This window comes from Pseudomonas sp. 7SR1 (assembly GCF_900156465.1).
Lineage (GTDB): Bacteria > Pseudomonadota > Gammaproteobacteria > Pseudomonadales > Pseudomonadaceae > Aquipseudomonas.
Window position 1 is genome coordinate 587,941 of sequence record NZ_LT707064.1, and the last position, 19,773, is coordinate 607,713.

The following is a 19,773-nucleotide window of genomic DNA, read 5'->3' on the forward strand; positions in this document are numbered from 1 at the left end:
CCATCGTCCATCAGAACGGCTTGTCGAAGGTGATCTTCGGCTCCTTCCAAGGCCCTTTGACGTCGTATCTTACGCTGGCGAACCGCGCCACGCGGTCGCCGATCAGTTTATCGATCAGAAACAATGCGCCTCCCACCGCCGGTGCGCCGACAATCAGCGCGGCAATCGGCAGGTTATTGGTCACCGGCAGCGTCACCAGCAGCTTGGCGTCGACCCGGTCGCCCACCATGTCCAGCGTTCCGTTGAGTTCCAGGTTGCTCGACGGCCCCGTCAGCGTAATGGGTTCACGGGTCACGTAGACACCATCGCTGGCCACCAGCAGCCCCTTGACCCGGTCATAGCTCAGGCCCTTGCCGAACAGATCGGAGAAATCCAGGCGCAGCCGTCGGCCGATGGAGTTGAAGTTCAGCAAACCGAATACCCTCAGCGCCTGGGCGCTGCCTTCGATCTCGACGAACTGGCCCTTGCTCAGCGAGGCATCGAGGCTGCCGGAAAAGCGCTTGGTGGCGACCCACGCCGGCGAGCCGGGCCAACGGCCATCGACATCCAGGCGGAACTCCTGGCTGGTCACGCTGGGGGCGAAGCCCCAACCCTTGAGCACGTCGGCCAGGTTCTTGCCGCTGATGCGTCCCTTGTACCAACTGCTGGTGGCGCCTGGCGCACCTTCCCAACCGCCGCTGCCGTTCAAGACCATGCCCTTGAGCCCCATGTCCAGGTTGCTCAGCGCGATGCCCTTGGCAGTCGGCCGTACTTTCAGAGACCACGCGCCGATCAGGTCAGTGCCCTGGAACAATTGGCCGATGGCGATATCCATGGCCGGGATCCGGGTGGGATCGACCGATGCCAACGGGTCTGGGGCATTTTCGTCGGCCTGTACCGTCGGGTCCGCAGCCGGCAGGCGGACATAATCCAGCTTGATGCCGATGGGCGCGGCCTTGGCGTCCGGCAGGCTGACATTGCCCTTGGCCTGCTGGCTGTCGAGGCGCAAGGCCCAGGCGTCCGGCTTGCGGTCGAGCTGCAGCGCCACCTGGTCCAGGGTCGTGCCCATGGCCGTGAGCTTGCCCACCTTCAGGTCGGCGCCGCTGAGCAGTTGCCTGGCGCTGCCGCCCGGGTCGTGACCTGCGTATTTGTTCACCAGTTCCTGCCAGGGCTCCACGTCCAGCTCAGGCAGCGAGCCTCGCAGCCGTATGCCCTTGGCGCCCGGCAACACGGCATCGCCATCCCCCAGCAGCAGCTCGCCACGCCCTTCGGCCACCTTGCCGCTCGGTGCCGCATAGGTGAAATTGGCCACATCGCCGTAGTCCACCCAATAGCGTCGCTCCGCGCCTTGCAGCGTCATGCGAAACACCGTGTCACGGCCGACATCGGCTGCCAGGCCAAAAGGCGCGGGCAGGTTCACGGCCACGCCCTTGAGATTGGAGTTGACCGACAACTGGCTGTCGGCGCCGTCCAGGATGACTTGCAACTGATACGGAATCACCCCGGATACGGGCAACGCCTGGGTGACGCCCAGCCAGTCGGTGAGCTTCTTGGTCTCCACCCGTCCGGACGCCGTTATCCGGGTATTGAGCGCACCGGCACGGCCTTCGGCAAAGATCTGCGCCGTCACGGGCCGGTCGAATGCCTGGGCGGAAATGTTCTTGCCGCTCAGCCCCTTGCTGCTGTCGAAGCGCAAGTCGCCTTTGAGCTGGGTCAACTCCAGCGCCGGCTCGCTGAGCTTGAGCCGGGCCTTGTCGGTATTGAAGTCCACGAGAATCTTGGGCTGCTCGCCCTTGGCCAGGGGAATGTCCAGCTTCACATTGCCTTGCAGACTCCCCTCGCCTTCCCATCCGGCGAACGTCTCGGCGGTGCCGATCGGTGCCGTCTGGAGGATTTTCAGACCGTCTCCCAGGCCGCCAGCGAACCCGCCGTCCAACAGCAGATGCGAAGGTTGCCCGCTCGGGGCATGGGGAATTTCCACCGTGACGTCCTTGACCTGCGTGTCCAGCAACTGGCCCTGGCTGGCATAGATACGCACGCCGCTGTCCTCGACGAAGACGTCGCCGCTGACCTTGCTGACCGAAGGCCAGCCCGGCTGGAACGCCAGTTCGGCGTCATGAACCTTGAAAAACAGGCTGATGCTGCGGGCCGCGTCTCCGGCACCGTGGTTAAGCGAGCCTTGGTACTGGAAAAAACCCTGGTCTACCGCCCCTTTGACGATGGCCGTACGCAGCCACTCGTCCAGGGCCGGGCTCAGGACCGCCGGCAGATACTTGGCGGTGTAGCGACCGTCGCCATCCACCAGGCCCACCCGCAGGTCCATGTAGTCCTCCTGGCTGTGGTCCAGGTGCAGGCGAATCAGGAAATCGCCGGCGATCCTGCCCTCCTCTCCCAGCACCTTCAGGTAGGGCGCGATCAGGGTGAAGCTTTGCTTGTCCAGTTTCCAGGTCAACCGTGCGTTAGCCTGCAGGTACTGCCACGGCTTGGCGAAGATCGGGTCCAGGTGCAGGACGAAATCCTTGCTGTCCATGCGCAGCTCACCGCCACCGAGGTCGCCACTGAGGCTGCCCGAGACGTTGCGCGCCGCCGGTGCGCCGCGATAGGCATCGAACCCGACGGTATCCAGGTTGGTGGCGAAGCTGACCTTGCGATCGCCAGCGTTCTGTGGACGGTAGTCCAGCAGCACGTTGCGCAAGGCGCCGGTCACCTTGAGCCGATCGATCGCCGTCGCGACGCCTTCGGGCAACGGTGCCAGGGAATGGAGCAGGGGCGTGAGCGGGGTCAGGTCGAGGCGGTCGGCCTGCAGGTGCCAGAGTTCTTCGGCCTTCTCGGTGGCGGCACTCTGTTGCAATTGCAGGCGCGACTCCCAGCGGGTTTCCCCCAGGCTCATCGCCAGGGAGTCGAACGTCGCGGTAAAACCGTCCGCGCCACGCTGGAAATACCCATCGAGCGCCAGGTTGCGGACCTGCACCGGCTTGCGCTCGGCATAGGCTCCCGTGAGCTGCGGCGCATTCAAGCGTACGGCCGCACTTTGCAGCGTCCCCGCGCCCCAGCTCAACCAGAGTTCACCGCCCGCCTTGAGCTGGGAGAAATGCCATTGTCGGGTCAGGCCTTTGGGCAGCCATTTCGACCAGTCACTCTGGGGCAGGCTCAGGTAGGCTTCGGCCTGACCGTTCTTCCAATCGCTGGCCCGGATGCGGGTGCGCAGGTTGAGCGCCACCGGTTGGCCGTCGGGCAGGGTCAGGCGGGCATCCAGGCGCTGACGGGTGGCCCCGGTCTTCAGGCTCAGGCCGACATAGGTCAGGGTCAGCGGCGATTGTTCCAGGGGTTGCAAGGTGACCTGGCTGTCGAGGATCGAAAGCCTGGAGATCATCTGCATGCGCTCCAGCAACTGCTGCGGATCCAGGGGCTGGTCGTCCTTCACCGGCAGGCCTTCCAGGGCCCACTGGCCGTCCGCGCCTTCCTTGAGGCTGACTTTCAGGCCGCCAAGCTCCAGATGAGCGATGCGCACCTGACGCGCCAGCAGGCTGCCCCACAAGTCGGGTACGGCCCGCACCTGGTCCAGGTGCAGGGCATTGGCGCCGTCTCCCACCGTCACGTCGTGGGCCGACAGGATCGGCGCCAATGCGCTCCAGCCACCCTCCAGGCTGCCAATGTGCACGGGCATGCCCAAGGCATCGCCGGCCCGGGTCTCGACCTCTGCGCGATACTCCGCCACCAGGGGCGCCAGCTCCCGGCCAAGGCTGACATACAATGCCAGCAGTACCAACAGCAGCGCGCACAGACCCAGCCCCCAACGGGTCAGCGTGGCCAAAATGCGTATCAAACGCTCCATGTCAGCAGACTCCCCTGGCAATGGTGTTCAAATCAGCGAGATCGCTGTTTCAGGAGCCACGTCAGAGCAGCACAACGTCGTATTGTTCCTGGGAATACATGGTTTCGACCTGGAAGCGAATCGTTCGCCCGATAAAGGCCTCCAACTCCGCGACATTACCCGATTCCTCGTCGAGCAGGCGGTCCACCACTTTCTGGTTAGCCAACACTCTATAGCCGGTGGCCTGGTAGGCGCGCGCTTCCCGGAGAATTTCCCGGAAGATTTCGTAACACACGGTTTCCGGGGTCTTGAGCTTGCCCCGTCCCTGGCAGCTGCTGCATGGTTCGCACAGCACTTGCTCGAGGCTTTCACGAGTGCGCTTGCGGGTCATCTGCACCAGGCCCAGCTCGGTGATACCGATGATGTTGGTCTTGGCGTGATCGCGCTCGAGTTGTTTCTCCAGCGTCCTCAACACCTGGCGCTGATGCTCTTCGTCTTCCATGTCGATGAAGTCGATGATGATGATCCCGCCCAGGTTGCGCAGGCGCAATTGCCGGGCAATGGCCGTGGCCGCCTCGAGGTTGGTCTTGAAGATGGTTTCTTCGAGGTTGCGGTGGCCGACGAAGGCACCGGTATTGACGTCGATGGTGCTCATGGCTTCGGCCGGGTCCACCACCAGGTACCCGCCGGACTTGAGCGGCACCTTGCGCTCGAGGGCTTTCTGGATCTCGTCCTCGACGCCGTACAGGTCGAATATCGGCCGCTCGCCGGGGTAATGCTCGAGACGGTCGGCGATTTCCGGCATCAGCTCGGCCACGAACTGAGTGGTCTTCTGGAAGGTTTCCCGGGAATCGATGCGGATTTTCTCGATCTTGGGGCTGACCAGGTCCCGCAGGGTCCGCAGTGCCAGGCCCAGGTCCTCGTAGATCACGCTGGGAGTGGCGATGGTCTTGATCTGGGCGGCAATCTGGTCCCAGAGCCTGCGCAGGTAGCGGATATCCATGAGGATCTCATCGGCCCCGGCCCCTTCGGCGGCGGTGCGCAGGATAAAGCCGCCGGTCTCCTTGATGCCTTCTTTTTCCACACAGTCGCTGACCACCTGCTTGAGGCGCTCGCGCTCGGCTTCGTCCTCGATCTTCAGGGAAATCCCGACGTGGGCGGTACGCGGCATGTACACCAGGTAGCGCGACGGAATGGACAGTTGCGTGGTCAGGCGCGCGCCCTTGGAGCCGATGGGGTCCTTGGTGACCTGCACCACCAGGCTCTGGCCTTCATGGACCAGGGCGCCGATGCTTTCCACCGCCGGCCCCTCGCGCATGGAGATTTCCGAGGCATGGATGAACGCTGCGCGGTCCAGGCCGATATCGACGAATGCCGCCTGCATGCCCGGCAACACCCGCACCACCTTGCCCTTGTAGATATTGCCGACAATGCCGCGCTTCTGCGTGCGCTCGACATGAACCTCTTGCAACACACCGTTTTCAACCACCGCCACGCGCGATTCCATCGGCGTGATGTTGATCAGGATCTCTTCACTCATGGCAGGGTCTCGTTCAGGCATGTTCACGATAATGGCCGCATCAGGTCGGACGGCGCTCAACGCGCATTGAAGGTTTGCCAACAGGGTATGCCGAAATGGCCCAACAGTTCTGCGGTTTCGCACAGCGGCAGGCCGACCACCGCCGAATAGCTGCCCTCGAGCCCGGCGACGAACACCGCTCCCAGCCCCTGGATACCATAGCTGCCGGCCTTGTCCCGGGGTTCACCGCTGGCCCAATAGGCAAGGGCCTCCCGTTCAGTGATCGTGCGAAAACGCACCCGACTGCCGACGACACGAGACTCGCAGCGCTGCCCGTCCAGCACGGCGATGGCCGTCAACACCTGGTGGTCGCGACCGGACAAGGCCATCAGCATGGCCAGGGAATCCGCCTGATCCAGCGGTTTGCCGAGGATCCGCCCATCCAGTACCACGGCGGTATCGGCTCCCAGCACACAGCCGTCATCGCCGATGGGCATGGCCCGTCGCCCGGCCTCGGCCTTGCCGCGCGCAAGGCGTTCGACATAGGCCGATGGGCTTTCGTTGTCCTGGGGAGTTTCGTCGATATCCGCTGCGATAGCGGTAAAAGTCACGCCGATCTGCGTGAGCAGTTCACGTCGGCGCGGTGAGCCGGAGGCGAGGTAAAGCGATTTCATCAAGACACTTTCCTCTCAAATGCCCGAACGAATCAGTTGATTTTGAAACGCAGGCGCAGGCCGCGCAAACCGAAGCTGATCCATGGCCAGAGCAACGCACTGACCAGGGCGGGCAATACCAGCGCCAGGGTCGGCTGGCGATTGCCGGTCAGGGCGCTGAGCCATAGTTGCACCAGTTGCGCCAGGCCGAAGATCACCAGGATCACCAGGCTTTGCTGCCACATCGGGAACATCCGCAGGCGTTGCTGCAACGACAGCACCAGGAAGGTGATCAGGGTGAGGATCAGCGCGTTCTGGCCCAGCAGCGTGCCGTAGAGCACATCCTCGGCCAGCCCCAGGCACCAGGCGGTGACCATGCCCACCTTGTGCGGCAGCGCCAGGGCCCAGAAGGCCAGCAGCAGCGCCAGCCACAGCGGGCGCAGGATTTCCATGAACTGCGGCAAGGGCGAAACGCTGAGCAACAGGCCGATGGCAAAGGTCAGCCAGACCATCCAGCCGTTACCGGATTGAGTACTGCTCATTCTTCTCTTGCTCCCCTGGTGGCCGGCGTGGCGGCAGGTGGCTTGGTCGCGGGACGGGGCGCCGGCGCATGGGCGGCAGGCCTGGCCGGTGTGGCCGCAGGTGCAGCGGCCGGTGGGGTTGGCGAGGCAGGCGCGGCTGGTGCGGGTGTCGATGGGCTCGGCGTCGCGGCCGGGGTCGCGCCGCCAGGAGTCGCGGCGTCACCACCCTGCCGGTCCTGGGCTTCCTGGGCCACGGCAGCGTCGTTGGCGCGCTCTTCCGGCGTACGGTTGTCGCTGAACACCAGCAGCAGGTAGCGACTGCGGTTCAGCGCGGCCGTCGGTACCGCACGAACGATGGCGAATGGCTGGCCGGAGTCATGGATGACTTCCTTGACCGTCGCCACCGGATAACCGGCCGGGAACCGCTGGCCGAGGCCGGAGCTGACCAGCAGGTCGCCTTCCTTGATATCGGCGGTATCAGCCACGTGCCGCAACTCCAGTCGCTCGGGGTTGCCGGTGCCGCTGGCAATCGCCCGCAAGCCGTTGCGGTTGACCTGCACGGGAATGCTGTGGGTGGTGTCGGTCAGCAGCAGCACACGGGATGTGTAGGGCATCAACTCCACCACCTGGCCCATCAGGCCACGGGCGTCGAGCACCGGCTGGCCAAGGACCACGCCGTCGCGCTCACCCTTGTTGATGATGATGCGATGGGTGAAGGGGTTGGGGTCCATGCCGATCAACTCGGCCACTTCGACCTTTTCGTTGACCAACGCGGAAGAATTGAGCAACTCGCGCAGCCGCACGTTCTGCTCGGTGAGGGCTGCCAGCTTTTGCATGCGCCCCTGCAGCAGCAGGTTTTCAGTCTTGAGTTTCTCGTTTTCGGCGACCAGCTCGGTGCGGCTGCCGAACTGGCTGGCCACACCTTGCCACAACCGTTGCGGCAGGTCGGTGATCCAGTACGACTCCATCAGGACCAGGGACATCTGGCTGCGCACGGGCTTGAGCAGCGTGAAGCGGGCATCGACCACCATCAGCGCGACCGATAGCACGGCCAGCACCAGCAGGCGCACACCCAGCGAGGGGCCTTTGGCAAAAAGCGGTTTAATAAGCCGCTCCTCCCAGGCAAACGTTCTCTTTATTCATACGGTATCGAACCGGCCTGGATACGAATGACAGAAGATAAACGCCAACAGGCAGCACTGCAAAGTGCTGCCTGTGTGCGCCCCCATGTAACGCAATCCGGCGATTATTCGCTGGAGAGCAGGTCCATGGTGTGCTTGTCCATCATCTCCAAGGCACGGCCACCGCCGCGGGCAACGCAAGTCAGCGGGTCTTCGGCCACGATCACCGGCAGGCCTGTTTCCTGGGCCAGCAGCTTGTCGAGGTCACGCAGCAGCGCACCACCACCGGTCAGCACCAGGCCGCGCTCGGCGATGTCCGACGCCAGTTCCGGCGGCGACTGCTCCAGGGCGCTCTTGACGGCCTGAACGATAGTGGCCAGGGATTCCTGCAGCGCTTCCAGAACTTCGTTGGAGTTCAGGGTGAAGGCCCGTGGAACGCCTTCGGCCAGGTTACGGCCACGAACGTCGACTTCGCGAACTTCGCCGCCCGGGTAGGCCGTACCGATTTCCTGCTTGATGCGCTCGGCGGTGGACTCACCGATCAGGCTGCCGTAGTTGCGACGCACGTAGGTGATGATCGCTTCGTCGAAACGGTCGCCGCCCACACGCACGGATTCGGCGTAGACCACCCCGTTGAGGGAGATCAACGCGATTTCGGTGGTACCGCCGCCGATGTCGACGACCATCGAACCACGGGCCTCTTCCACCGGCAGGCCGGCACCGATGGCCGCGGCCATCGGTTCTTCGATCAGGAACACTTCGCGGGCACCAGCGCCGAGGGCCGACTCACGGATGGCCCGACGCTCTACCTGGGTAGACTTGCATGGAACGCAGATCAGCACACGAGGGCTGGGCTGCAGAAAACTGTTTTCGTGAACCTTGTTGATGAAATACTGCAGCATCTTTTCGCAGACGCTGAAATCGGCGATCACGCCGTCTTTCATGGGACGAATGGCTGCGATGTTGCCCGGTGTACGGCCCAGCATGCGCTTGGCTTCCGTACCGACAGCCACGACACTCTTCTGGTTGCCGTGGGTGCGGATAGCCACGACCGAGGGTTCATTCAGGACGATACCGCGCTCGCGCACGTAAATAAGGGTGTTGGCAGTGCCCAGGTCGATGGAGAGATCGCTGGAAAACATGCCACGCAGTTTCTTGAACATGGGAAAGGGACCCTAGGCAACGCGTGGGTAAAAAAGTGCGGCAAACTCTAACAACGACAGGGATTTTGGGCAAGGCGCCAATATGTTAAATTGGCCGCTTTTCTATGCACCAAACCCCACGATCGCGGCCAGTGCCCTGTTTTGCAGATACGTTCCTTTTTGACGAGCGGCTATTGTCGGCAGGCAAGACGCCGCGAAGAGTCATCGCCCGCCAAGGCGAGAGGCGGCAACGCAGCATGATGGCAACAGACGCCGTCAAAAAAGGGACAGAATTCGTGATACAGGGCACTGGACCGTAGAAATGCGGTAGTGTTCCGACAATCTAACACACGGACAGACTGCGTCCGTTTTGTTTTCCACTGGAGAAACCCATGGCGCTTGAACGCTCCGACGTGGAAAAAATCGCTCATCTGGCCTGCCTGGGCCTCAATGAAGCCGATCTTCCACACATCACTTCCGCCCTGAACAGCATTCTGGGGCTGGTCGACGAGATGCAGGCCGTCGATACCGACGGTATCGAACCCCTGGCCCATCCACTGGAAGCCAGCCAGCGCCTGCGCGCCGACGTCGTGACCGAATCCGATAACCGCGAGGCCTATCAGTCCATCGCACCAGCGGTCGAAAACGGCCTGTACCTGGTTCCGAAAGTCATCGACTAAAGGGAAAGAGCCTCTCATGCATCACATGACACTGGCCGAGATCGCCCGCGGACTCGCCGATAAAAAGTTTTCCTCCGAAGAGCTGACCAAGGCCCTGCTGGCGCGTATCGCCCAGCTCGACCCACAGATCAACAGCTTCATCAGCCTTACCGAAGAATTGGCCTTGAGCCAGGCCAAGGCCGCCGATGCCCGTCGCGCCAACGGTGAAAGCGGTGCCCTGCTCGGCGCGCCGATTGCCCACAAGGACCTGTTCTGCACCCAGGGCATCCGCACCAGCTGCGGCTCGAAGATGCTGGACAACTTCAAGGCGCCCTATGACGCCACCGTGGTCGCGAAGCTGGCCGCCGCCGGGGCCGTGACCCTGGGCAAGACCAACATGGACGAATTCGCCATGGGCTCGGCCAACGAGTCGAGCCACTACGGCGCCGTGAAGAACCCGTGGAACCTGGAACACGTGCCGGGCGGTTCGTCCGGTGGTTCCGCCGCCGCCGTGGCCGCGCGCCTGCTGCCGGCCGCCACCGCCACCGACACCGGCGGCTCGATTCGCCAGCCTGCGGCCTTCACCAACCTCACCGGCCTCAAGCCCACCTACGGCCGGGTTTCGCGCTGGGGCATGATCGCCTACGCTTCCAGCCTCGACCAGGGCGGCCCGCTGGCCCGTACCGCCGAAGACTGCGCGATCCTGCTGCAAGGCATGGCCGGCTTCGACCCGAACGATTCCACCAGCATCGATGAGCCAGTGCCCGACTACAGCGCCAGCCTCAACGGCTCGCTGCAAGGCCTGCGCATCGGCGTGCCGAAGGAATACTTCGGCGCCGGCCTCGACCCGCGCATCGCCGAGCTGATCCACAACAGCATCAAGGAACTGGAAAAGCTCGGCGCGGTGGTCAAGCAAATCAGCCTGCCGAACATGCAGCACGCCATTCCTGCCTACTATGTCATCGCCCCGGCGGAAGCCTCCTCGAACCTGTCGCGCTTCGACGGCGTGCGTTTCGGCTACCGCTGCGAGAACCCGCAGAACCTGGTGGACCTGTACAAGCGCTCCCGTGGCGAAGGCTTCGGCGCCGAAGTGCAGCGCCGGATCATGGTCGGCACCTACGCGCTGTCCGCTGGCTACTACGACGCCTACTACCTCAAGGCGCAGAAAATCCGCCGCCTGGTGAAAAACGACTTCATGGCCGCCTTCGACGAAGTCGACGTCATCCTCGGCCCGACCACGCCGAACCCGGCCTGGAAACTCGGCGCCAAGAACAGCGACCCGGTCGCCGCGTACCTGGAAGACGTCTACACCATCACTGCCAACCTCGCCGGTTTGCCGGGCCTGTCCATGCCGGCCGGCTTCGTCGATGGCCTGCCGGTGGGCGTGCAACTGCTCGCGCCGTATTTCCAGGAAGGTCGCCTGCTCAATGTGGCGCACCAGTACCAGCTCAATACCGACTGGCACACCCGCACCCCAACCGGCTTCTGAGGAGAAACACATGCAATGGGAAGTCGTGATCGGGCTGGAGATTCATACCCAGCTCGCCACCCGATCGAAAATCTTTTCCGGTAGCGCCACCACGTTCGGCTCCGAGCCCAACACCCAGGCCAGCCTGGTCGACCTGGGCATGCCCGGCGTACTGCCGGTGCTCAACGCTGAAGCGGTGCGCATGGCGGTGATGTTCGGCCTGGCCATTGATGCCGAGATCGGCCAGCACAACGTGTTTGCCCGCAAGAACTACTTCTACCCGGACCTGCCCAAGGGCTACCAGATCAGCCAGATGGAGCTGCCGATTGTCGGCAAGGGCCACCTGGATATCGCCCTGGAAGACGGCACGGTCAAGCGGGTCGGCATCACTCGTGCCCACCTGGAAGAAGACGCCGGCAAGAGCCTGCACGAGGAATTCAACGGCGCTTCCGGCATCGACCTGAACCGTGCCGGCACCCCGCTGCTGGAAATCGTTTCCGAGCCGGACATGCGCAGCGCCAAGGAAGCCGTGGCCTACGTCAAGGCGATCCATGCACTGGTACGCTATCTGGGCATCTGCGACGGCAACATGGCCGAAGGCTCGTTGCGCTGCGACTGCAACGTGTCGGTCCGCCCCAAGGGCCAGGTCGAGTTCGGCACGCGCTGCGAGATCAAGAACGTCAACTCGTTCCGCTTCATCGAGAAGGCGATCAACAGCGAGATCCAACGCCAGATCGAACTGATCGAGGACGGCGGCAAGGTCATCCAGCAGACCCGCCTGTACGATCCGAACAAGGACGAGACCCGTCCGATGCGCAGCAAAGAGGAAGCCAACGACTACCGTTACTTCCCCGACCCGGACCTGTTGCCGGTGGTCATCGAGGACTCGTTCCTCAACGACGTGCGCGCTACCCTGCCGGAACTGCCACCCCAGAAGCGCGAGCGCTTCCAGGCGCAGTTCGGGTTGTCGAGCTATGACGCCAACGTCCTGGCCAGCAGCCGCGAGCAGGCCGACTACTTCGAGAAAGTCGTGAGCATCGGTGGCGACGCCAAGCTGGCGGCCAACTGGGTGATGGTCGAACTGGGCAGCCTGTTGAACAAGCAGGGGCTGGAGATCGACGAGTCGCCGGTCTCGGCCGAGCAACTGGGCGGCATGCTGCTGCGGATCAAGGACAACACCATTTCCGGCAAGATCGCCAAGATGGTCTTCGAAGCCATGGCCAATGGTGAAGGCAGCGCCGACGAGATCATCGAGAAGCGCGGCTTGAAGCAGGTCACCGATACCGGCGCCATCTCTGCCGTGCTCGATGAAATGCTCGCGGCCAATGCCGAGCAGGTCGAACAGTACCGTGCGGCGGACGAAGCCAAGCGCGCCAAGATGTTCGGCTTCTTCGTCGGCCAGGCCATGAAAGCCTCCAAGGGCAAGGCCAACCCGCAACAGGTCAACGAACTGCTGAAAAGCAAGCTCGAGGGCTGATGGACATGGAGCCAGCCTTGCTGTCTGGCTCAATTCCCTGTGGGAGCGAGCTGGCGCGCGATAGCGGCATGACAGTCAACACCGATGTTGAATGTGATGGCCTCTTCGCGAGCCAGCTCGCTCCCACATCTGGATCTGGAAAACCCTACATGAAGCGTCTCCTCGGCGCCTGCGCGCTGCTGTCCCTGCTGGCCGGCTGTGCCAGCCAGAGCGGGACGGTCGATCCACACGGCTACGACCAGACCGGCGTTGCCTCTTATTACGGTGCTCGCCACCATGGCAAACGCACCGCCAGCGGCGAGCGTTTCGACCAGCATGGCCTGACCGCCGCCCATCGCCAGTTGCCGTTCGGCACACGGGTGAAAATCACCAACCTGGGTAACAACGACAGCGTCGTGGTGCGCATCAACGACCGCGGTCCGTATTCCCGCGGGCGCCTGATCGACGTATCCCGCGCAGCGGCCGAGCAACTGGGCATGCTGCGCAGCGGCACCGCCCGGGTGCGTGTGCAAGCCCTCGACGATTGATAGACGGAGCCTGGCCATTTCCCTACTGACTGCCCTGCCCCTGCTCAGCCTGCTCGAACTGTCCGGCGGCTTGCTGTTGCTGATCACCGGCGCCGAGCTGCTGGTGCGAGCCGCCGTCGGCCTGGCGGCACGCCTGCAGGTGCGTCCACTGATCATCGGCCTGACGGTCGTCGCCTTCGGCAGCAGCGCGCCGCAGATGGCCGTCAGCCTGCAGGCGACCCTGGCGCAGAACGCCGATATCGCCGTGGGCAGCGTGATCGGCAGCGGCATCTTCAATATTCTCGTTACCCTCGGGCTGTCGGCGCTGATCATTCCGCTGCGCGTCTCGCGCCAGTTGGTGCGCCTGGATATTCCATTGATGATCGGCGCCAGCCTGCTGGTTTTCGTGCTGGCGTGGAACGAGACACTGACGCAGCTGGACGGCGTCCTGCTGCTGGTGGCCCTGGCGATCTATCTCGGCCTGCTGTTGCGCCAGTCACGGCATTCGGGGCGCCCCCATGCGGTGGCGGTCGATGTGACCCCGGCGTCCTGGTTCAAGAGCCTGTCGATGATCGTGCTGGGGCTGGCCATGTTGATCTTCGCCGGGCACCTGCTACTGGGCGCGGCGGTGGAAGTGGCCACCGATCTCGGGCTGTCGGAACGCATCATCGGCCTGACCATCGTGGCCGTCAGCACCTCGTTGCCGGAGCTCGCCACTTCGCTGATCGCCGCCCTGCGGGGCCAGCGGGACATCGCCGTGGGCAACGTGATCGGCAGCAACCTGTTCAACCTGCTGGGGGTCCTGGGGGTGACGGCCCTCGTCGCGCCCTCGCCGCTTTCGGTCTCCCCCAACGCCCTGGACTTCGACCTGCCAGTGATGCTCGGTGTGGCAGTGCTGTGCCTGCCGGTGTTCTATTCCGGCTACCGCGTCACCCGCGCCGAAGGCCTGTTGTTCCTGGGCCTGTACCTGGCCTATGGGCTGCACGTGGTGTCGTTCACTACCGGCATGCCCCTGGCCGGCCAGCTGGAACGCTTGATGCTGTTCTATGTCCTGCCGGCGCTGCTCGCCTTTTTGCTCTACACCTCCGTGCGCGCCTGGCGCCGCCAACACCACAAGAGGGATTTGCCATGACCGACACTCCAAAGACTGGCCTGGACATGCGACGCCAGGTGATGGGCGACGCATTCGTCGACCGCGCCCTGGGTAATGCCACCGAATTCACCCAGCCGCTGCAAGACTTCGTCAACGAACATGCCTGGGGCAGCGTCTGGAGCCGCGAAGGCCTGCCGCTGAAAACCCGCAGCCTGATCACCCTCGCCGCCCTCACCGCCCTCAAGTGCCCGCAGGAACTCAAGGGGCATGTTCGCGGCGCGCTGAACAACGGCTGTACGGTGCAAGAGATTCGCGAGGCATTGCTGCATTGCGCGGTGTACGCCGGCGTGCCGGCGGCGATCGATGCGTTTCGGGCGGCGCAGGAAGTGATCGATAGTTATCAAAAACCGGAGTGACCGTCAGATCGCTATCGCGAGCAGGCTCGCTCCCACAGCAGGGTGCACATGCGTTCTGTGTCTACTGAAATCCAATGTGGGAGCGGGCTTGCCCCAACATTAAAAACGCGCACGGCCAATGATAATGTGGAGGCGAACCTGCTCGCGAATCCGGGCCTGAGGCCCGGCCGTTAACCCCAGATCCGAGCACTCTCAGCCTGGAAGAACTCCACCCGGTGCGCTCCCAGGTAAGCTTGAGCGCGTCCTTTGAGCAAGACATTGTCTTCACTGTCCTTATCGCCGTAGACACTCACAAAAACCTTGCTTACCGAGCTCTGTTTTATCTGATCGAAGATGTGTCGGTCATTGTCATCGAACGAATGTCCATAGATAAACAACACCCCTTGCAACCGGCCCAATCGTTCAAAACAATAATTGAGATAGGGGTTGTGCTGAATTCTTACCTTCTTTCGCTCATGTGTAGGTTCTGAGACAAAGGTGGGAAACTTTCTGTGTTCCATGTTCCGTTTCACTTGCTCAATGATCGACTCGCCCTGATCCGAACATGCGTGCTTTCTGATACCGCCCTGGGTGTCATAGATGTGCAGCCCGCCATGGAGGAAATGAACATTCTGGGTTTCAGGGCCCTCCCACGGCCCGCCTCGAAACCCATCGTCCGTGTAATATTCCGGCTCAAGACCAAACTGGTTTCTCGCCCAATAAAACAACAAGTCATAATTGAGCGTGAACACATTGCTGAAGGGCTTGAGAAATTTCCTCACCGAAACATATTGCTCATCCGTCACTTCACGAGGCAACTCCGGGTGGGTTGCCGATATCACCTCAATCAGGGCGTTTTTGATGGCTTCCTGATCGGCCTTGATCTCTTCAATCAGCCCCTGGTCGGCATTGTAGATCCTGAGGATGTCTTCTGCGGCGATCAGCCGTTTCATGACCTTCTCAAAATCATATGTTTTGAACGTATCGAAGATACGTCGGATCACCCGATGCCTTTCACCGAAGTGCGCACTGGAAAACAGACTCTTGTAACTGAAAACATCTTTGTTCCAGGCTTGAGAAAACCCATTCGCCAATAAAATGGAACGCTGGCAGCTGTAATCGAAGGAAAAAGCTTCTTCGAAAGTGATCATATAGTCTTCCTTGTGTCGTTCTGATTAAGTCCCAACACAATGATACCAATGAGCCACCACTCTTAACCATTCAGAAGATCGTGGGCTAGATCCAGCCACCCCACTGCAACACAAAGATCCCCAGGTTGGTGGTAATCGCTGCCATCAAAGTGGTGATGACGATGATTGCCGCCGCCAGTTCATGGTTGCCGTCGGCGGCCCGGGCCATGACGAAGCTGGCGGCCGCGGTGGGGCTGCCGAAGTACAGGAACAGGATCCCCAGTTCCGCGCCGCGAAAGCCCCAGAGCCAGGCCCCGAGGGTGGTCACCAGCGGTAGGCCGACCATCTTCACCAGGCTCGAACTCAGGGCCATCTTGCCGCTCTTGCGCAGGGCCGCCAGCGATAGCGTGCCGCCGATGCAAATCAGCGCCAGGGGCAAGGTCATTTGCGACAGGTATTTGGCCGAGGTCTCGAACCAGTTCGGCACGCCGATCTGCCAATAGGCGAACGGCGCGGCGACGATCACGCTGATGATCAGCGGATTGCTGATCACGCTCTTGCAGATGCTCCACGGATCGGACTTGATCACCGGGCTGTAGACCGCCAGCACGATGGTCGACAGGGTGTTGTAGAACAGGATCACCAGCGCCGCGAGGATCGCGCCCAGGGAAATCCCGTAGTCGCCGTACATGCTCGCCGCCAGCGCCAGGCCGATGACACCGTTGTTGCCGCGAAATGCACCCTGGGTGTAGATGCCACGATCTTCCCGCGGGCAACGCCAGATCGCCCAGCCCCAGGCCATCGCGAAACTCAACAGGGTCGCGATGCAAAAGTAGATCAATAGATCCGGCTGCAGCGCTGCATGCAGATCCGCGTGCAGGATGCCGAGAAACAACAGCGCCGGCATGGTGACGTTGAATACCAGGGACGAGGCGATGTGGATGAAATTGTCGTTGATCCATTCGATGCGCTTGAGCAACACCCCCAGAAACAGCATGGCGAACACCGGCGCGGTGACGTTCAGGGTTTCGAGGAAAATTGCCAGCATGCCGGGGGACCTTGAGAGGGGTGTCGTTAGGAGGCTAATGATAAGCCACTAACGACGTTGGCGTCTGGTGAAGCGCTATCGCGAGCAGGCTCGCTTCCCTGTTTTTGGGTGAATACAGAACCTGTATTCGCCACAAATCCTCTGTGGGAGCGAGCTTGCTCGCGATAGCGGTGTTTCAGCTTGCACAAATATCGAATGTGCCACCGCCATCGCGAGCAAGCTCGCTCCCACACCGGGTCTGCGGCGATCACCAAATCATCAGGTAATCGGCGCCGGGTTGAACAAGGTAATGTCGTTGTACAGCTTGTGCCGCTCGGCCCAGGTCTGCTTCTTGCCGCTGGCCACTTCCAGGTAGTAGTGGAACAGCTCCCACCCCAGCTCTTCGATGGAGGCCCGGCCGGTGGCGATCCGTCCGGCATCGATGTCGATCAGGTCCGGCCAGCGCTGGGCCAGTTCGGTGCGGGTCGAGACCTTCACCACGGGGGCCATGGCCAAGCCGTATGGCGTGCCCCGGCCGGTGGTGAACACATGCAGGTTCATCCCCGCCGCCAGTTGCAAGGTGCCACAGACAAAATCACTGGCCGGTGTGGCACAGAAGATCAGGCCCTTTTGCTTGAAGCGCTCGCCCGGGCCGAGCACGCCGTTGATCGCACTGCTGCCGGACTTGACGATCGACCCCAGGGATTTCTCGACGATGTTCGACAACCCGCCCTTCTTGTTCCCCGGCGTGGTGTTGGCACTGCGGTCGGCCTCGCCCTTGGCCAGGTAACGGTCGTACCAGTCCATTTCCCGCACCAGCTCTTGAGCAACTTCTCGGGTCTGCGCCCGGGAGGTCAGCAGGTAGATCGCATCGCGCACTTCGGTGACTTCGGAAAACATCACCGTCGCCCCGGCACGCAGCAGCAGGTCCGAGGCATAGCCCAGCGCGGGGTTGGCGGTGATGCCGGAAAACGCATCGCTGCCGCCGCACTGCATGCCCAGGATCAACTCCGAAGCCGGCACGGTCTCGCGACGGCGCTGGTCGAGTTTTTTCAGGCGGGTCTCGGCCAGTTCCATGATCTGCTCGATCATTTCGGTGAAGCCGTGGCTGGAATCCTGCAGGCGATACAACCACGGCTCGCTCAAGTCCACCGAAGTGTCGTTCTCGTGCATCACCTGCCCGGCCTGCAATTTCTCGCAGCCCAGGCTGATCACCAGCGCTTCTCCCCCCAGGTTCGGGTTGCGTGCCAGGTTGCGCACGGTACGAATCGGGATGTAAGCGTCGGTGGCGGTGATCGCCACGCCACAGCCGTAGCTGTGGGTCAGCGCCACCACGTCATCGACGTTCGGGTACTTGGGCAGCAGCTCATCCTTGATGCGCTTGACCGCATGATCCAGCACCCCGGTCACGCACTGCACGGTGGTGGTGATGCCCAGGATGTTGCGCGTGCCGACGGTACCGTCGGCGTTGCGATAACCCTCGAAGGTATAGCCTTGCAGTGGTGCATCGGCCGCCGGCACGTCGGTGGACAGCGGCAGGCTTTCCAGCGGCGGCGCGGTGGGCATGCGCAGCTGGTCTTCCTTGACCCAGCTGCCACGGGGGATCGGTTGCAGCGCATAGCCAATCACTTGGCCGTAGCGGATCACCTCGCCACCCTCGGGGATGTCCTCCAGGGTGACCTTGTGGCTCTGGGGCACGAAGTCCACGGTAACCAGGCCGTCCGGGAACTCGGTCCCGGCCGGTACGCCCTGGTCGTTGACGACGATTACCACGTTGTCCCGCTCATGCAGGCGGATGTAACGAGGCGAGTCGGCATGTTCAATCAGTTGCATCGACACGGCTCCTTCAGGATTTGGCTTCGGACAGGCTGGAAAGGCCGGCATCCTTGGCAGCAGGCTCCTTGAGCACCACGCGCTTGATCGGCCCGACGATGACCAGGTAGCTGAAGACCGCCATCAGCGCGTTGCAACCCACGAACACCAGCGCCCACTTGAACGAACCGGTGGAGCTGATGATGTAGCCGATGACGATCGGCGTGGTGATCGATGCCAGGTTACCGAAGGTATTGAACAGGCCACCGCTCAAGCCGGCAATCTGCTTGGGCGATGTGTCGGACACTACGGCCCAGCCCAGCGCGCCCACGCCTTTGCCGAAGAAGGCCAGCGCCATGAAACCCACCACCATCCATTCGATGTCCACGTAGTTGCACGCCACGATGCTGCTGGACACCAGCAGGCCGGCGATGATCGGCGTCTTGCGGGCGAAGGTCAGCGAGTGCCCCTTGCGCAGCAGGTAATCGGAAATCACCCCACCCAGCACACCACCGATGAAACCGCAGATGGCCGGCAAGGAGGCGATGAAACCGGCCTTGAGGATGGTCATGCCACGCTCTTGAACCAGGTACACCGGGAACCAGGTGAGGAAGAAGTAGGTGATGCCGTTGATGCAGTACTGGCCCAGGTACACGCCAAGCATCATGCGGTTGGTCAGCAGTTGGCGGATGTAGTCCCACTTCGGGCCTTCGGTTTTCTTGTCCTTGCCCTTGTCCTGGTCCATGTCGACCATCGCCCCATTGGATGCGATGTGATTGAACTCGGCTTCGTTGATCATCGGGTGCTGGCGCGGGCTGTAGATCACTTTCAGCCAGATCAGCGAGAACACGATGCCAATCAGGCCCATCACGATGAACACGTGCTGCCAGCCGAAGCGATAGACGATCCAGCCCATCAGCGGCGCGAACAGTACGGTGGCGAAGTATTGGGCCGAGTTGAAGATCGCCGATGCCGTACCGCGCTCGGCGGTAGGGAACCAGGCCGCGACAATGCGCGCGTTCCCCGGGAACGATGGGGCTTCGGCCAGTCCTACCAGGAAGCGCAGCATGAACAGGGCGACCACGGCGGTGGAGAGGCCGAATTCACCGACGTAGCCTTGCAGCACGGTGAACAGCGACCAGGTGAAGATGCTCAGGGCATAGACTTTCTTCGACCCGAACCGGTCGAGCAGCCAGCCGCCGGGGATCTGCCCGGCCACGTAGGCCCAGCCGAAAGCGGAGAAGATATAACCGAGGGTGACGGCATCGATGCCGAGGTCTTTCTGCAGGCTGGAGCCTGCAATGGCGATGGTGGCACGGTCGGCATAGTTGATCGTCGTCACCAGGAACAGCATGAGCAGGATCAAATAGCGGACGTGTGTCGGCTTGGTCGCTTGCATCTAGAGGTACTCCCACTATTTATTTTTATGCGGGTCAGCAGATTGTACGTCCGGGCTG

The 19,773-nt window shown here is 62.4% G+C and carries 16 protein-coding genes; 6 read left to right on the forward strand and 10 right to left on the reverse strand.

Going from position 1 to position 19,773, the window contains the following annotated elements; genetic code table 11:
- Positions 1 to 10 precede the first annotated feature (10 nt).
- The 6 genes from BW992_RS02885 to mreB form a co-directional block, all read right to left on the reverse strand.
- Complete coding sequence (locus BW992_RS02885; protein ID WP_076405560.1) at positions 11 to 3,814, reverse strand: YhdP family protein; 3,804 nt, start codon at positions 3,812 to 3,814, stop codon at positions 11 to 13.
- 61 nt (positions 3,815 to 3,875) lie between these two features.
- Entirely contained in the window at positions 3,876 to 5,333 is a 1,458-nt protein-coding gene (gene rng, locus BW992_RS02890) for a ribonuclease G (protein ID WP_072388413.1), read from the reverse strand.
- Between the two features lie 56 nt (positions 5,334 to 5,389).
- Positions 5,390 to 5,986: a Maf family protein gene (locus BW992_RS02895; protein ID WP_072388415.1), complete on the reverse strand. Its 597-nt coding sequence runs from the start codon at positions 5,984 to 5,986 to the stop codon at positions 5,390 to 5,392.
- A 32-nt stretch (positions 5,987 to 6,018) separates the two neighbouring features.
- The gene (gene mreD / locus BW992_RS02900) at positions 6,019 to 6,507 is read right to left on the reverse strand and encodes a rod shape-determining protein MreD (protein ID WP_076405562.1); all 489 of its coding nucleotides are present in this window, start codon (positions 6,505 to 6,507) and stop codon (positions 6,019 to 6,021) included.
- The gene (gene mreC / locus BW992_RS02905; RefSeq protein ID WP_442961970.1) at positions 6,504 to 7,544 is read right to left on the reverse strand and encodes a rod shape-determining protein MreC; all 1,041 of its coding nucleotides are present in this window, start codon (positions 7,542 to 7,544) and stop codon (positions 6,504 to 6,506) included. Before mreC ends, mreD begins: the two co-directional genes overlap by 4 nt.
- 188 nt (positions 7,545 to 7,732) lie before the next feature.
- A complete protein-coding gene (gene mreB / locus BW992_RS02910; protein WP_002555108.1) occupies positions 7,733 to 8,770 on the reverse strand; it encodes a rod shape-determining protein MreB in 1,038 nt (345 codons plus the stop codon).
- Positions 8,771 to 9,141: 371 nt separating this feature from the next.
- Between mreB and gatC the strand changes: the two genes are divergently transcribed.
- From gatC to BW992_RS02940, 6 genes are all read left to right on the forward strand, one after another.
- Entirely contained in the window at positions 9,142 to 9,429 is a 288-nt protein-coding gene (gene gatC, locus BW992_RS02915; protein ID WP_072388421.1) for an Asp-tRNA(Asn)/Glu-tRNA(Gln) amidotransferase subunit GatC, read from the forward strand.
- A 16-nt stretch (positions 9,430 to 9,445) separates the two neighbouring features.
- Positions 9,446 to 10,897 (forward strand): Asp-tRNA(Asn)/Glu-tRNA(Gln) amidotransferase subunit GatA, encoded by a 1,452-nt coding sequence (gene gatA / locus BW992_RS02920; protein WP_072388423.1) that lies wholly within the window; start codon positions 9,446 to 9,448, stop codon positions 10,895 to 10,897.
- A 10-nt stretch (positions 10,898 to 10,907) separates the two neighbouring features.
- Positions 10,908 to 12,353: an Asp-tRNA(Asn)/Glu-tRNA(Gln) amidotransferase subunit GatB gene (gene gatB / locus BW992_RS02925; protein ID WP_072388425.1), complete on the forward strand. Its 1,446-nt coding sequence runs from the start codon at positions 10,908 to 10,910 to the stop codon at positions 12,351 to 12,353.
- Between the two features lie 149 nt (positions 12,354 to 12,502).
- Positions 12,503 to 12,880, forward strand: coding sequence for a septal ring lytic transglycosylase RlpA family protein (locus BW992_RS02930; protein WP_072388427.1), 378 nt, complete (start codon positions 12,503 to 12,505; stop codon positions 12,878 to 12,880).
- Between the two features lie 49 nt (positions 12,881 to 12,929).
- Positions 12,930 to 13,991 carry a calcium/sodium antiporter gene (locus tag BW992_RS02935; RefSeq protein WP_072388753.1) on the forward strand — a complete coding sequence of 354 codons (1,062 nt, stop codon included), beginning with the start codon at positions 12,930 to 12,932 and terminating at the stop codon, positions 13,989 to 13,991.
- Positions 13,988 to 14,368, forward strand: a complete 381-nt coding sequence (locus tag BW992_RS02940; protein ID WP_072430755.1) for a carboxymuconolactone decarboxylase family protein — start codon at positions 13,988 to 13,990, stop codon at positions 14,366 to 14,368. The genes BW992_RS02935 and BW992_RS02940 overlap by 4 nt, the downstream gene beginning before the upstream one ends.
- A 170-nt stretch (positions 14,369 to 14,538) precedes the next feature.
- Here the strand turns inward: BW992_RS02940 and BW992_RS02945 are convergent, their stop codons facing one another.
- From BW992_RS02945 to BW992_RS02960, 4 genes are all read right to left on the reverse strand, one after another.
- Positions 14,539 to 15,498 carry a DUF4917 family protein gene (locus BW992_RS02945; RefSeq protein ID WP_072388431.1) on the reverse strand — a complete coding sequence of 320 codons (960 nt, stop codon included), beginning with the start codon at positions 15,496 to 15,498 and terminating at the stop codon, positions 14,539 to 14,541.
- Positions 15,499 to 15,583: 85 nt separating this feature from the next.
- Positions 15,584 to 16,525 carry an AEC family transporter gene (locus tag BW992_RS02950; RefSeq protein WP_076405564.1) on the reverse strand — a complete coding sequence of 314 codons (942 nt, stop codon included), beginning with the start codon at positions 16,523 to 16,525 and terminating at the stop codon, positions 15,584 to 15,586.
- A 258-nt stretch (positions 16,526 to 16,783) separates the two neighbouring features.
- Positions 16,784 to 18,337, reverse strand: coding sequence for a galactarate dehydratase (gene garD / locus BW992_RS02955; protein WP_076405566.1), 1,554 nt, complete (start codon positions 18,335 to 18,337; stop codon positions 16,784 to 16,786).
- Positions 18,338 to 18,350: 13 nt separating this feature from the next.
- Positions 18,351 to 19,715, reverse strand: a complete 1,365-nt coding sequence (locus BW992_RS02960; RefSeq protein WP_072388438.1) for an MFS transporter — start codon at positions 19,713 to 19,715, stop codon at positions 18,351 to 18,353.
- Between the last annotated feature and the right edge of the window lie 58 nt (positions 19,716 to 19,773).

Coding starts and splice junctions, on each gene's coding strand:
- mreB (WP_002555108.1), bottom strand. CDS start 8,770: ATGTTCAAGAAACTGCGTGGCATGTTTTCCAGCGATCTCTCCATCGAC.
- BW992_RS02960 (WP_072388438.1), bottom strand. CDS start 19,715: ATGCAAGCGACCAAGCCGACACACGTCCGCTATTTGATCCTGCTCATG.
- BW992_RS02950 (WP_076405564.1), bottom strand. CDS start 16,525: ATGCTGGCAATTTTCCTCGAAACCCTGAACGTCACCGCGCCGGTGTTC.
- BW992_RS02930 (WP_072388427.1), top strand. CDS start 12,503: ATGAAGCGTCTCCTCGGCGCCTGCGCGCTGCTGTCCCTGCTGGCCGGC.
- mreD (WP_076405562.1), bottom strand. CDS start 6,507: ATGAGCAGTACTCAATCCGGTAACGGCTGGATGGTCTGGCTGACCTTT.
- garD (WP_076405566.1), bottom strand. CDS start 18,337: ATGCAACTGATTGAACATGCCGACTCGCCTCGTTACATCCGCCTGCAT.
- rng (WP_072388413.1), bottom strand. CDS start 5,333: ATGAGTGAAGAGATCCTGATCAACATCACGCCGATGGAATCGCGCGTG.
- BW992_RS02895 (WP_072388415.1), bottom strand. CDS start 5,986: ATGAAATCGCTTTACCTCGCCTCCGGCTCACCGCGCCGACGTGAACTG.
- gatC (WP_072388421.1), top strand. CDS start 9,142: ATGGCGCTTGAACGCTCCGACGTGGAAAAAATCGCTCATCTGGCCTGC.
- BW992_RS02885 (WP_076405560.1), bottom strand. CDS start 3,814: ATGGAGCGTTTGATACGCATTTTGGCCACGCTGACCCGTTGGGGGCTG.
- gatA (WP_072388423.1), top strand. CDS start 9,446: ATGCATCACATGACACTGGCCGAGATCGCCCGCGGACTCGCCGATAAA.
- BW992_RS02945 (WP_072388431.1), bottom strand. CDS start 15,498: ATGATCACTTTCGAAGAAGCTTTTTCCTTCGATTACAGCTGCCAGCGT.
- gatB (WP_072388425.1), top strand. CDS start 10,908: ATGCAATGGGAAGTCGTGATCGGGCTGGAGATTCATACCCAGCTCGCC.
- BW992_RS02940 (WP_072430755.1), top strand. CDS start 13,988: ATGACCGACACTCCAAAGACTGGCCTGGACATGCGACGCCAGGTGATG.